General features: G+C 62.9%; 14 protein-coding genes. 10 read left to right on the forward strand and 4 right to left on the reverse strand.

What is annotated here, in order from left to right:
- Positions 1-10: 10 nt before the first annotated feature.
- The 4 genes from P0648_RS13110 to P0648_RS13125 are packed head-to-tail and all read right to left on the reverse strand — an operon-like array spanning position 11 to position 2,951.
- A complete protein-coding gene (locus P0648_RS13110; RefSeq protein ID WP_276246817.1) occupies positions 11-631 on the reverse strand; it encodes a GNAT family N-acetyltransferase in 621 nt (206 codons plus the stop codon).
- The gene (locus P0648_RS13115; protein ID WP_369685082.1) at positions 628-1,236 is read right to left on the reverse strand and encodes a GNAT family N-acetyltransferase; all 609 of its coding nucleotides are present in this window, start codon (positions 1,234-1,236) and stop codon (positions 628-630) included. Before P0648_RS13115 ends, P0648_RS13110 begins: the two co-directional genes overlap by 4 nt.
- Complete coding sequence (locus tag P0648_RS13120; protein ID WP_276246816.1) at positions 1,233-1,820, reverse strand: GNAT family N-acetyltransferase; 588 nt, start codon at positions 1,818-1,820, stop codon at positions 1,233-1,235. The genes P0648_RS13115 and P0648_RS13120 overlap by 4 nt, the downstream gene beginning before the upstream one ends.
- A 48-nt stretch (positions 1,821-1,868) precedes the next feature.
- Positions 1,869-2,951 (reverse strand): Xaa-Pro peptidase family protein, encoded by a 1,083-nt coding sequence (locus tag P0648_RS13125; RefSeq protein WP_276246815.1) that lies wholly within the window; start codon positions 2,949-2,951, stop codon positions 1,869-1,871.
- A gap of 219 nt (positions 2,952-3,170) precedes the next feature.
- Here P0648_RS13125 and P0648_RS13130 point away from each other — a divergent pair, with 219 nt between their 5' ends.
- The 10 genes from P0648_RS13130 (at position 3,171) to P0648_RS13175 (ending at position 13,293) form a co-directional block, all read left to right on the forward strand.
- Positions 3,171-4,697: an extracellular solute-binding protein gene (locus tag P0648_RS13130; RefSeq protein ID WP_277504263.1), complete on the forward strand. Its 1,527-nt coding sequence runs from the start codon at positions 3,171-3,173 to the stop codon at positions 4,695-4,697.
- A gap of 94 nt (positions 4,698-4,791) precedes the next feature.
- Positions 4,792-5,745, forward strand: a complete 954-nt coding sequence (locus P0648_RS13135; protein WP_369685114.1) for a carbohydrate ABC transporter permease — start codon at positions 4,792-4,794, stop codon at positions 5,743-5,745.
- A gap of 3 nt (positions 5,746-5,748) precedes the next feature.
- Positions 5,749-6,717: a carbohydrate ABC transporter permease gene (locus P0648_RS13140; RefSeq protein WP_276246812.1), complete on the forward strand. Its 969-nt coding sequence runs from the start codon at positions 5,749-5,751 to the stop codon at positions 6,715-6,717.
- A 6-nt stretch (positions 6,718-6,723) separates the two neighbouring features.
- Positions 6,724-7,893 (forward strand): ABC transporter ATP-binding protein, encoded by a 1,170-nt coding sequence (locus P0648_RS13145; RefSeq protein ID WP_276246811.1) that lies wholly within the window; start codon positions 6,724-6,726, stop codon positions 7,891-7,893.
- Between the two features lie 5 nt (positions 7,894-7,898).
- Positions 7,899-8,096, forward strand: a complete 198-nt coding sequence (locus P0648_RS13150; protein WP_276246810.1) for a hypothetical protein — start codon at positions 7,899-7,901, stop codon at positions 8,094-8,096.
- Between the two features lie 22 nt (positions 8,097-8,118).
- Positions 8,119-9,192 carry a Gfo/Idh/MocA family protein gene (locus tag P0648_RS13155; protein WP_276246809.1) on the forward strand — a complete coding sequence of 358 codons (1,074 nt, stop codon included), beginning with the start codon at positions 8,119-8,121 and terminating at the stop codon, positions 9,190-9,192.
- Positions 9,193-9,226: 34 nt separating this feature from the next.
- Positions 9,227-10,195 carry a sugar phosphate isomerase/epimerase gene (locus P0648_RS13160; protein WP_276246808.1) on the forward strand — a complete coding sequence of 323 codons (969 nt, stop codon included), beginning with the start codon at positions 9,227-9,229 and terminating at the stop codon, positions 10,193-10,195.
- The gene (locus P0648_RS13165; RefSeq protein WP_276246807.1) at positions 10,192-11,289 is read left to right on the forward strand and encodes a Gfo/Idh/MocA family protein; all 1,098 of its coding nucleotides are present in this window, start codon (positions 10,192-10,194) and stop codon (positions 11,287-11,289) included. Before P0648_RS13160 ends, P0648_RS13165 begins: the two co-directional genes overlap by 4 nt.
- Positions 11,290-11,293: 4 nt before the next feature.
- Entirely contained in the window at positions 11,294-12,259 is a 966-nt protein-coding gene (locus tag P0648_RS13170; protein WP_276246806.1) for a carbohydrate kinase, read from the forward strand.
- Between the two features lie 59 nt (positions 12,260-12,318).
- On the forward strand, positions 12,319-13,293 hold the full coding sequence (locus tag P0648_RS13175) for an aldo/keto reductase (RefSeq protein ID WP_369685684.1): 975 nt from the start codon (positions 12,319-12,321) through the stop codon (positions 13,291-13,293).

A 13,293-nucleotide genomic window follows, 5' to 3' on the forward strand; every position in this document is an offset into this window, starting at 1 on the left:
ACCTGCCGCGCTAGCGTTCGAGCTGAAGCTTCGCCAGTTCCGCCTCCGTAACAGCCTCGCGCCACTGCAACTGCGAGATGCTGTAGGTGCGCAGGTCGCGGGGGCCGCCGGTGTCGCCTGGTGGGAGCCAGTTTCGCAAGACGGCGTCCTGTTGTCCCCCGTAGGCGGCGACGTACTTCTCGATGGCCCGTCTCGACTGGTCGTTGTCGGGTTCGTGGCCGACGGACACGAAGGCTAAATCGAGCCAGTCGAACGCGATGGCGAGCAGAACGCCAGCGCGTTCGCCGGAGTAGCCCTGCCCCCAGAACGGTTTCCGAATCCACGTGCCGAACGACGCCGTGCGTTTGTCCCACTCCAGCCAGAGTTCCGCGACGCCGACGAACTCGTCGTCAGCCCGCTGCACGATGGCGTAGGTCGCGCGGTCGCCCGACTCCCACTTCTCGCGGACGGCTGTCAGTTCGTCGAGGCTCTGTTTTGGCGTTTCGTGAACGCGGTCTCCGAGCGGACGCATCACCGCGTCCAGTTCGCCGGAGCGATGCAGTTCGTACAACTCCATCGGCGAACGCGACTCGTGGAGCGGTTCGTAGCGAAGCCTGTCGCTTTCGGCACGGGTCGGGAACAGGGACCTCATGATTCCGCCGAGACCGCCTCGCGCCACTGGTCCTGACTCACCGAGTAGTACACCTCGTCTGCGACGTGGTCGGAGTAGGGCAACCAGTTTCGCAGGATGGCGTCCTGCTGACCGCCGTGGGCGGCCATGTACTTCTCGATGGCCCGTTGTGATTTCGTGTTCTCCGCGTGGTGGGTGACCTCCACGTAGTCCAAGTCGAGGCGTTCGAAGGCGAGTTCCATGAGCACGCCGGCGCGTTCACCGGAGTAGCCCCGCCCCCAGTAGGCCTTTTTCAACCACGTTCCGAGGCCGCCGACGCGGCGGTCCCAGTGGCAGTGGAGCGTCGCCACGCCCGCGAACTCGCCCGCGCCGTCTTCGCCAGCCTTCGGGACGATGAAGTACGTCGCCTCGTCGCCCTCGTCCCATAACTTCTCGCGGCGTTCGAGGAACTCGCGACTCGGCTTCATCGTCTGGTGGGGTTCCCACGGCATGTACTCGGTCACTGTCTCCATCTCCGGGGATTGCTTGCAGGCGTCGTAGAATTCCCGAACCGAGAGGTTGTCACGGCTGAGTCTGTGGAAGGTGAGGCGTTCTGACTTCAGTTCGTCCGGGAACAGGTGGCTCATCTGCTCGCCTCCCACTCCTCGCGCGAGATGCTGTAGCGCAGCCCGTCGTGGGGTTCGCCGTCGAGGACGAGGTGGTTTCGAATCATTCCGTCGAGGCGACCACCGTGGGCGGCGACGTACTTTTCGATGGCGCGCCTCGATTTTTCGTTCTCGACGGCGTGTTCGACGGCGACGAGGTCCAGGTCCAAGTCCTCGAAGGCAATCTCCATGAGTTTCGTTGCCCGCTCGCCGGAGTAGCCCCGGCCCCAGAACGTCTTTCTGAGCCAGATACCGAACCGGGCGGTGTGCTTGTCCCAGTCGCAGTGGAGGCCAGTCGTGCCCGCGAACTCACCCGCCCCATTCTCTGATTCTTTCGGGTAGAGGGCGTATACGGCGCCGTTTCCGGCCTCGACGGCGTCACCGACCTGCTTCACGAAATCCCACGTGTCCTTGAGCGTCTGGTGGGGGTTCCACGACATGTACTGGGTCGCCTCCTCGATACCTTCCTCCGTCGAGTGATAGGGGTAGAGTTCGAGGGGGTCAACCGTGTCGAGAGAGACCTGAACGAATCGCAGGCGCTCGGTCTCGAATTCCTCGGGGAACATAGCTTGAAAGGCGCGGAGTAGTGCGAAAAAGATGTCGTTGCTGCAGGTTCACGCGCGGGTGAGGATGTCCGGGTGGTCGAGTCGGCAGTCGTACCCGACGGCGTCGCGTCGCGTCGTCTCCCACTCGCCGGTACGGGTGAGGCACTCGAAGCCGTCTTCGGTCACGAGCCACGTGTCCTCGCTTTTTGCGCCCTGAATCGTCGGATTCCAGGCGTAGGCCATGGGCAGAGACACCGGTTCGTCGAAGTCCGGCGTCGCAATCCACTCGCGGCCCGCGTAGCCCGCCGCGCCGCCCTGATGGTGGTGTTCCCACTCGCCGTCGTGTCCAAGACGGGCGTAGGCGGCTTGAATGTCCGAAAACACCGCACCAGCCGTCCCCCCATCTCGGCCGGTCTCGCGGGTCGCGGCGAGGGCGGTGGTCTGGACACGGGCCGCCTGTTCGTGGCGACGTTGCAGCCATTCAGGCGGGTCGAATGCGACGGTCCGGGTGGTGCTCGCGTAGAGTCCGTCGCGCGTTGCGGTCACGGAGACGAGCGCGTACGAGCCAAGTGCTGTCTCGGTTGGCGTGTAGTGGCGGTAGCGCGGTGCACGCGACCCGCTACCGACGAGCGCGACGGGAGCGTCGATTCCCCGCTGGGCGAGTGTGTGGCGGAGGTCCGCCACCACGGCCTGTTCGGTCATCTCTGAGTCGGTGTCGCGACAGACCGACTCGACGGCGGCGGCGGTGTCCCGTCCGAGCGACCGGTAGCGGGCCACGTCTGCCTCGGTGAGTGGTTGGCGCAGGGCACTCGCGTCCAGTGAATCGAACCCGGGAACGTCGAAGTCGGCGGCTGCTGGGGCGTTCGACTGGGCCTGGACCATCTCGGCGAGCGACCACTCGTGCCAGTCGTAGGCCGTGACGAGCGTCTCGGAGGGGAGTTCTTCGGTCGCGAGGCGCTCTGCCTCGATGGTGTTCGTGACCACTTCGACGTGGTCGCCGTCGTAGCCGGCGGCGGCGACGCCGACGGGAGCGTGGGCGTCCACGACGTTGTCTCCGCCGGTCAGCCACGCGAACGAGGCCGGGTGGGCGAACCAGAGTTCCTCGAGGTCGCGTGTGGCGAGGTACGCGTCGAGGCGGTCGCGGTGTTCCATAGTGACTGCCTCTGGGGTGACGCCCTTCAATGGTAGGGATTTAGCTTGATTCGGTAGCCAAAAGACGTTTGATTTAGCCATTGTAAGAATACAACTATTGACACAGTATTGTCGTAATTAGCAGACTGCGGAGCTATGCATGTAAATAATATTTATTTACAACTACAGTAGTAAAAGACATAAGCTATATAATGGATTGTCACATTTTGATGAACGACCATGGTAGATGGTAGCCAGAATCAACGTCGTCGCAGGCTCTCGCGCCGAGAGTTCGTGAAGTACACGGGCGCTGCCGGGACAGTCGCGGGCGTCGCCGGGTGCATCACGACCGACCCGAAAGAGGGTGCAAATCAGAATAAACCGAAAGGAAACGGGGGCGATACCGAAACCCCCATCGACACGACCGCGCCGACGGAGGAGGTGACCGTCCAGTGGGCCGCAGACTCCCGGATGAAGGACAACGCACCAAAGGTGAAGGCGGCGCTCCACGAAGCGGGCCTTCCCGACAACATCACCGTCGACATCCTCGCCGGATCGCAGGTTACGGACAAGCGCCAGTCTCAGTACCAGCAGTGGTTGCGTGCGGGACAGAGCGAGCCGGACCTCCTGATGATGGACAGCGGATGGACGATTCCGTTCATCGCCCGGGGGCAGTTACAGAACCTCTCTGCGACGCTCCCCGCGGAGATGATAGATCCGGTCGAAAACGAGTACCTCCCGCGGATGGTCGAGTCCGCGAAGATGGACGGCGACCTCTACGGGATTCCGCTGTTTCCCTCCGTGGCGACCATTCTGTACCGAAAAGACCTCGTGAAGGAAGCGGGGTACGATCCGGAGGGTGAAAACTGGGCAAAAGAGGGTATGTCATGGAAGCAGTTCTCGGAAGTTATCTCCAAAACGAAAGAACAGACAGGGACCAAGTACGGCTTTTCCTTCCAGGCGAAGGTGTACGAAGGGCTCGCGTGCTGTACCTTCCCCGAGTTCATGCACAGCTGGGGTGGCGCGTACTTCGGCGGGACGCAGAACCTGTTTGGCCCGGTCGGCGAACGCCCCATCACGGTGGACGAGAAACCGGTCAACGACGCACTGCGCATGATTCGGACGTTCGTTCACGGCGCGGACGACGAACACGCGATGGAAGGCTACGCGGGCGGGTTCGCCCCGAACGCCGTCCTCCAGTGGTCGGAGGAACCATCGCGAAAGCCCTTCACGAACGGCCAGGCGGTCGCCCACCGCAACTGGGCCTACGCCATCAAGATAAACGGCAAGGAGGAAGCGTTCGGCGAGGACCTCGGCATCATGCCGATTCCCCACGCCGTGAGCGAATCCGAGTCGAACTACGAGAACATCGGCGGGCACACCTCCTCGCTTGGCGGGTGGCACGTCTCGATGAATCCGAATTCGAAAAAGAAGGCCGCTTCGTTACAAGTCATAAAGGCGCTCATGAACGAGCAGTTCCGCCTCGATTTACTGGAAATCATGGGGTTGTTGCCACCGATTCCGTCGCTGTTCAACTCGGAGAAGGCAAAGGAGGTCCCCGTCATGGGCCGGTACATGGACACCCTCAAAATCGCCGCGGAGAACTCCATCCCGCGTCCGACGACGGTCGTCTGGCCCCAGCAGAAGGGGAAGATTGCAGACCGGATAAACGCCTGTATCGCCGGCGAAGTCGCACCCGAGGACGCAACCGCGGAAATCAAATCGTCGCTCGAAACGATCGAGCAGAAAGCGGGTCAGGGCGAGTAATCTCCAGAACCCGCCCATGGCTACACAAACCGATTCATACGACGGCCCCCGGGACAGCGACCGGAGTGGCCCCTACGTCGCAGCAGTGCGCTGGATGGAGGGGTTAAGCGAGACGCAGTTCGCCTACCTCCTGCTCACGCCGGCGTTGCTGTTGCTCGCCGTCATCGCGCTCTGGCCGCTGCTCAGCACGTTCCGCATGTCGCTGTTCGCGGACAACCTCACCGGGTCGGCCCAACTCGGCTCGTTCGTCGGCCTCCAGAACTACGTCGAACTGTTCACCGGACAGAAATCCTACGCACTGCCCGCGCCGTTCCTGCCGAAGCTGACGGGGACGTTCCCGTACGTCACGGGCTGGTTCACGACGGCACTCGGCGCGACGCTCGTGTTCACCGTGGTGAGTGTCTTCTTCGAGACCATCATCGGCTTCGGTCAGGCGCTCGTTCTGGACCAGGACTTTACGGGCCGTCGGTGGGTTCGCGTCGCCATCATCATCCCGTGGGCCGTGCCCGTCGTCATCCAGGGGATGATTTTCTACCTGCTGTTCCAGCCGAACATCGGCTTCCTCATCGGCGACGCTCAGCAGACGATTCTCCAGCAACTCGGCATCTTCGGCAAGACGCCGCTCGCTAACGCGGGCGAGACGATGCTCATCATCATCGTCGCCGACGTGTGGAAGACCTCGGCGTTCATGGCCCTGCTCATCCTCGCGGGCCTCCAGAGCATCGACCGCAACCTGTACGAAGTCGCTCGCGTGGCCGGCGCGTCGAAGTGGCAACAGTTCAAGCTGATTACGCTCCCGCTCGTGTTGCCGACGGTCCTCATCGCGATGCTGTTTCGCACCATCGCGGCGATGCGGGTGTACGGCATCATCGATTCCGTGTCGAGTTGCCAGACCGTGCCGTCACTTTCCTGTATGGTCGTCGCGGGGTTCAGCCAGCGACAGATTGGCACGGCCGCGACCGTCGCGTTCGTGACCGCCGCCATCATCGGCGTCGCTGTCTCCGTGTACATCGCGAAGTTCGCTCGCAGTTCGGTCGGAGGTGACTAACTCATGTCACAGGATACAGACACCACACCCACAACCGACACCGCAGATCTAAAACGCGGCCCGTTCGAGTCGTGGGTCAACCGCTCGATATCGAATCCAGAAAACGTCTATCAGGCGATGTTCTACCTCGTGACCGGCTTTTTCCTCGTCACGACGCTGTTCCCGTTCTACTGGCTCGTCGTCCTCGCGCTCACGCCGAACGAGCAAATCGTGGACATGGGCCTCCTACCGAAGGGAACCAACGTCGGCGCGTTCGTCGAGGTGTTCCAGGCAATACCGTTCCACCGGTTCGTCATCAACAGCCTGCTCATCGCCACGGCGACGACCATCATCGTCCTCGTGCTCGCGAGCCTCGCGGGCTACGTGTTCGGCCGCCTCGACTTCCCGGGGAAGAAGCCACTCATGCTCGTCATCCTGGCCATCTCCTATTTCCCGCCCGCGGCGTTCCTGTTGCCGCTGTTCTCGCTGTTCACCGGCGGGAAGGCGCTCTACTTCCAGACGTCCGCCATTACCATCGGCCTCCAGAGTCCGGACCTCTACAACTCCCCGTGGCCGATGGTGATGCCGTTCAGCGCGCTGTTCTTGCCGCTGTCTATCTTCATCCTCACCACGTTCTACGGCCAGATTCCGGACGGCCTAGAGGACGCCGCGAGAATCGAAGGGACGACCCGACTCGGCGCACTCGCCCGCGTCATCGTGCCCCTCTCTGCACCCGGCATTGCAACTGCTGGCGTGCTCACGTTCATCACTGTCTACAACGAGTATTTCTTCTCCTCGCTGATGACCAACGGCGCCTGGCAGAACTGGGCACCCATCGTCGAGGGGATTCTCGGCTACCGCGGCCACCACGAGACGCCGTACAATCTCATGGCCGCCGCGAGCATCGTCGGCGTGCTCCCCGTCGCCATTCTCGTCGTCGTCGCACAGGAAAAAATCGTGAGCGGCCTCACCTCGGGGGCACTCAAGGAGTGATTCACTATGGGAAAAGTCACACTCGATAGCGTAGCAAAGCAGTACAGCGACGTCGTCGCCGTCGACGATGTGAACCTAGAAATCGAAGACGGCGAGTTCGTCACGCTCGTCGGACCGTCTGGCTGTGGCAAATCGACCACGCTCGAAACGATCGCCGGGCTGACGATGCCGTCAGACGGCGAGATTGCCATCGCCGGTCACGAGGTCACGAACCTCCCGCCAAAGGACCGGGGCATCGCGATGGTGTTCCAGAACATCGCGCTGTTCCCCCACATGGACGTCTACGACAACATCTCGTTTGGCCTCCGCCTTCGCAAGTACGACAAGGCGGAAATCGACCGCCGCGTCGAACGTGCCGCGGAAATCGTCCAGCTGGAAGGGATGTTAGACCGGATGCCCGACGAGATGTCCGGCGGCCAGCGCCAGCGCGTCGCCATCGCCCGCGCCATCGTGCGCGAACCCGCCGTGTTCCTGATGGACGAACCGCTCGCGAATCTGGACGCCAAACTCCGCGTCCACATGCGGACGGAACTCCAGCGATTGCACAAGGAACTCGACACGACTATCATCTACGTCACCCACGACCAGGCTGAAGCGATGACGATGTCGGACCGCATCGCCGTGTTGAACGACGGCGAACTCCAGCAATGTGCGCCCCCGCTCGACTGTTACAACGAACCGGCAAACCGGTTCGTCGCCGGGTTCATCGGGTCGCCGAGCATGAACTTCCTCGACGGGACGGTTCACGGCGACACGCTCGAAACCGAGGTGTTCGACGTCTCACTCGACGATGCACCGCTCGACGCCGACGAAGGCGACCAGTTTACCTTCGGCGTGCGTCCGGAGGACGTGCACCTCGCCGAAGCCGCCGGTGACGTGCCCGCCAAAACGGAGCCGATAGCGATGGAGACGGACGTGCTCGAGCCGATGGGCGACGAGATTTTCGTCTACCTCACGCCGGAGGGTCGCTCGGTCGAGGGCATGGACCCGGATGCAGATTCGCAACTCCTGATGAGCGTCGACCCGGACGCCGACATCGAGGCCGACGAGCGCGTCGAAGTCGTCATCGACCGAACGCGAGCGCACCTCTTCTCCGGAAAGACCGGAGACGCGCTCCTACACGGACTGCCCGGCGGCGACGGCTGGATTTCGGGCGACCAGATGGAGGGACGCTGACCGTGGTGACCACGGCCGGGTGGTTCTACCTCGCCGGTGGAACACTCCTGTTTTTCTTCTGGGCCTACGGCATCGTCTCGTTCGCCCGCGACCTGAAGAACCGCTTCATTCCGGCGCTGTTGGCCCTTCGAGGGCAGCGCGAGGAAAGCGACGCGGACGACCAACCTGCACAGCACGACGACCAACGACAGCAGTTATACTGAACAAATTTCGTTTCACCCCCACATGACAGACTCTATCGAAGCACCCGTAAACGTCGGTATCGTCGGTCTCGGCGGCATCGGCAATCATCACTCAGAGCGTATCACGGAACTCGGCCACAACATCGTCGCCGGCGTCGACGTGAGCGAACCCGCCCGTGAGTCGTTCGCTCGAAAGTACGACGTCGATACGTACGCGAGTTTCGTCGAACTCATCGACACGGACGTAGAGGCAATCGTCATCACCACCCCGAACAAGTACCACGAGAAGTACGCCGTCGCGGCGCTCGAAGCCGGTTACGACGTGCTCCTCGAGAAGCCACTCGCCCACACGCTCGAAAGCGCAGAGCGAATCGCGCAAGCGGCCCACGACGCAGACGGCTTCTGCATGGTCGGCTTCAACAACCGCTTTGCGCCCGCCGTGGAGGTGTTCAAATCCTACCAGCGAGCAGGGCGCTTTGGCGAGGTGAACCACGTCGAGGCGAACTACGTCCGCCGACGTGGCGTGCCAGGACGCGGGTCGTGGTTCACGACCAAGGAAATCGCCGGTGGCGGGTCGCTCATCGACATCGGCGTCCACGCCATCGACCTCGCGATGTACTTTCTGGACTTCCCCGAGGTGGTTGAAGTTTCGGGCACGACCCACGCCGAGTTCGGGTCGCGCGACGACTACGCCTACTTGGAGATGTGGGGCGAAGACGCCGGCGCGAGTGGGTTCGACGTCGAAGACGCGGCTACCGCACTCATCCGGTGTGCCGACGGCAAGACCATCTCGCTCGAAGTCGCGTGGGCGACCAACCGGCGGAAGAATCACGGCTTCCACATCGACGGTTCGAACGCCGGGGCGCACTTCGACCGCGAGACCGGCGCCCTCGAAATCTTCGAGACCGGGCGGGCCGGCATCGACCACTTCTCGGATTCGACCATCGAGACGACCGACATCGACCTTCACAAGGCAGAAGACCGTACGTTCCTGGAGGCGGTGGGGACCGGCGACCCACCGCAGCGAAACACGGTCGACCAGGCGCTCGCAGTCCAGCGAATCATCGACGGCATCTACCGCTCTGACGCAGAACAGCGGGCCGTCCGACTCGACTGAAGAATCGACAGACGACTACTCACAGTACACACTCATGGATATTGGCGTACTCACCGTTCCATTCGGCGACGAATCGCTCGCAGACACCCTCGCGTACTTAGCCGACATCGGCGTCGGGGCCGTCGAACTCGGCTGTGGTGGCAACCCCGGCGACGACCACCTCTCCCGAGACCAGTACCTCGACGACGAGGACGCACAGGCCGAGTTACACGGCCTCCTCGCAGACCACGACCTCCGGATGAGCGCACTCGCGACGCACAACAATCCCATCCACCCGGACGACGACCACGCGGCCCGCGCAGACGAAGAACTGCGCGAAGCCATCGACCTCGCCGCACAACTCGACGTCGGGACCGTCACCTGCTTCTCGGGACTGCCAGCCGGCGGCCCGAACGACGAGGTCCCGAACTGGGTGACCGCGCCGTGGCCGACCGAGCACTCGGACGCCCACGACTACCAGTGGGAGGTCGCCATCGCTTACTGGACCGACCTCGCCGACTACGCGGACGAACAGGGCGTGGACGTGGCCATCGAGATGCACCCGAACATGCTCGTCTACGAACCCCACGGGATGCAACGGCTCCGTGACGCCACGAACGAGCGCATCGGCGCGAACTTCGACCCCTCGCACCTCTACTGGCAGGGCATCGACGTGACCGAGGCCATCCGATTCCTCGGCGAAGACGACGCCATCCACCACGTCCACGCCAAGGACACGAAGGTGTACGAGGCAAACGCCCGGACGAAAGGCGTCTTCGACATGACTCCCTACGACCAGCAGACAGAGCGCGCGTGGCTGTTTCGGTCCGTGGGTTACGGCCACGGTGAGGCCCACTGGAAAGACGTGGTCAGCACCCTCCGGATGGTCGGTTACGACGGCGCACTCAGCATCGAACACGAAGACGCGCTCACGAGTTCCCGCGAAGGCCTCGAAAAGGCCGTCGACGTGCTCCAGCGTGCCGTCTTCGAGACCCAACCCGGCGAGGCGTACTGGGCGGAATGAGCCTCCAAATCGGCATCCTCGGCTATCGATTCATGGGCAAGGCCCACGCGAACGCGCTGGCTCGCCTGCCCATGTTCTTCCCGGACGCCCCCGAAATCGAACGCGACGTGCTGGTCGGGCGCGACGAGCAGGCGCTCTCCGAGGCGGCAGACCGCTTCGGCTTCGCTCGCACCGCCACCGACTGGCGGGACGTGGTCGAGGAGGTGGACGTGTTCTACAACCTCGGCCCGAACCACCTGCACGCAGAACCCTCCATCGCCGCCCTCGACGCGGGGACGCACGTGTTCTGTGAAAAACCGCTCGCGACGACCACCGCGGACGCGACGGCGATGGCCACGTCGGCCTCGGACAGCGACGCGCTCGCCGGGTGTGCGTTCAACTACCGGTTCGTCCCGGCCATCCAGTACGCAAAGCGACTCATCGACGCGGGCGAACTCGGTGAGATTCGTCACTTTCGGGGGACCTACCTGCAAGATTGGCTCGCGGACCCCGAGGCTCCGTGGTCGTGGCGCAACGACGCGGAACTGGCCGGCAGCGGCGCGCTCGGCGACCTCGGTGCACACACCGTGGACCTCGCGCACTTCCTCGTTGGCGACCTCGCCAGCGTGAGTGGAAACCTGAAAACGTTCGTCGAGGAGCGACCTGTAGAGGGCAGCGACGAAACGCGCCCCGTCACCGTGGACGACGCGTACACCGCGCAGGCCGAATTCGAGAACGGCGCTGTCGGGACGTTCGAAGCCTCTCGGTTCGCTACCGGTCACAAGAACGACCACCACATCGAGATTCACGGTTCTGCGGGAAGCCTCCGCTTCTCGCTCGAACGATTGAACGAGTTAGAGGTGCTCTGCGAGGGAAACCGGGGCTACGAGACGGTTCTCGTCACGGACGAAGACGACCCCTACATCGACGCCTGGTGGCCGCCCGGCCACGTCATCGGGTGGGAACACACCTTCATCCACGAGAACTACGAGTTCCTCTCGACCGTCGCGGAAGGCGGCACGTTCGCGCCGAGTTTCGCCGACGGCCTGGCCGTCCAGCGCGTCCTCGACGCCATCGAGAAGAGTGACGAGCGCGGGGAACGAGTGTCTGTCTGAGCACATGACCACGCCGACCATCCTCGTCGCGGGCGAGACGCTCGTCGATTTCCTCCCCGAATCCGCAGGCCCCCTCGGTGAAGTCGAATCGTTTAGCCGCCGCGCCGGGGGCGCACCCGCGAACGTCGCCATCGCCCTCTCCCAACTGGAAACCGCGCCGTACTTCCTCAGCAATCTCTCGACCGACCCGTTCGGAGAGTTTCTCGCGGAGACGCTCGCAGAAAACGGCGTCCCCACGGAGTTCGTGACGCGCGACGAGGAGCGAAAGACGACCCTCGCGTTCGTGAGCCACGACGAATCCGCTGGCAGCGACTTCACGTTCTACCGCGATCACACGGCAGACACGGTTCTCCCGCAAGAGCGAGTCGGCGATAACACGCTCGCAGACTGCGCGTGGCTGTACGTCGGCGGCGTCATTCTCGCTGCGGAACCGGCACGGTCGGCCGCCTTCAGGTTGGTCGAACGCGCCCGTGAACAGGACTGTTCGGTCGTCTTCGACCCGAACTACCGCCCCGAACTCTGGGAGAGTGACGAAGAGTTCGAGCAGGTCATCGAGCGCATGGTCGGACTCGTAGACGTGGTCAAGACTTCCGTCGAGGACCTCACTGTGACGGCGTTTCACGACGAGAGTCCGATGGTGGTAGCAAAGAACCTCACGCGAGCGGGGCCACACACCGCATTTCTGACGATTGGCGAAGGTGGCTCTCGCGTCGTCTCGACGGCCGACGCGCCGTGGGGCGAGACGGTCACGACCCACCCTGGCTACCCGGTGAATGCGGTCGATACGACCGGCGCTGGCGACGCCTTCGTCGCGGGCGTGCTGTCGCAGTTAGCGCGTGGCGAAACCGCGCCGGAGTCGGTACTCGAATTCGCGAACGCCGTCGCCGCCCTCACGACGACGGAACCCGGCGCGATTACCGCGTTGCCGACCCGCGAGGCAGTTCGAGTGTTCCAGAACCGTCGTCGCTGACAGCAGAAGTAGCCTATAATTTTTACTCGTCCAAGAGTAGTGTAATTTGTATGAGTGCGATGGAATACACGACGCTCGGTGAAACCGGACTCGAAGTTTCGAGACTGTGCCTCGGGTGCATGAACTTCGGGTCTGGTCAACCGTGGATGATAAACAACCACGAACAGAGCCACGACGTAATCGACCGTGCCCTCGAACTCGGCATCAACTTCCTCGATACGGCGAACGTCTACTCACACGGCGAGAGCGAGGAAATCGTCGGCGAGGCACTGTCTGGTCGTCGTGACGAGGTGGTCCTCGCGACGAAAGTGTTTGGCAAGGTGGCCGACAGACCGAACGGGCAGGGCCTCTCGCGCCGCCACATTTTAGAACAGGTCGAAGCCAGTCTCGACCGTCTCGGAACCGACTACATCGACCTCTACCAGATTCACCGCTGGGACGACGAGACGCCCATCACGGAGACGCTCTCGGCACTCGATACCCTCGTCAGCCAGGGCAAAGTCCGGTACGTGGGTGCGAGTACGATGCCCGCCTGGAAATTCACGAAAGCACTCTACGAGAGTGACCTGAACAACTTCGAGCGGTTCGTCTCGATGCAGGCAGAGTACAACCTCGTCGACCGCCACGAAGAAGCGAACGTGCTCCCGACCTGTCGGAGTGAAGGTATTGGCGTCGTCCCGTGGTCACCGCTGGCCGGAGGATTCCTCACTGGGAAGTACGAACGAGGTGCGGATGTCACCGAGGGACGGGCCGCTGGCGACGAGTTCATGCAAAAGCGATTCACCGAGGAGAACTGGACCGTACTGGACGAAGTACGGACCGTGGCCGAAGAGAAGGGCGTGACGGAATCGCAGGTCAGCCTCGCGTGGTTGTTGCACAAGGAAGTGGTCGATGCGCCCATTATCGGACCGCGAACCGTCCAGCACCTAGAAGAGAGTGTGAACGCACTCGAAGTGTCCCTGAGCGACGAGAAAATCGAACGGCTCGAAGCCCCAAAAACTCCCGTCTGGAACCCCGAAATCGGCGACGTCTGA

It is taken from the genome of Haladaptatus sp. DYSN1 (assembly GCF_029489995.1).
GTDB lineage: Archaea > Halobacteriota > Halobacteria > Halobacteriales > Halococcaceae > QDMS2.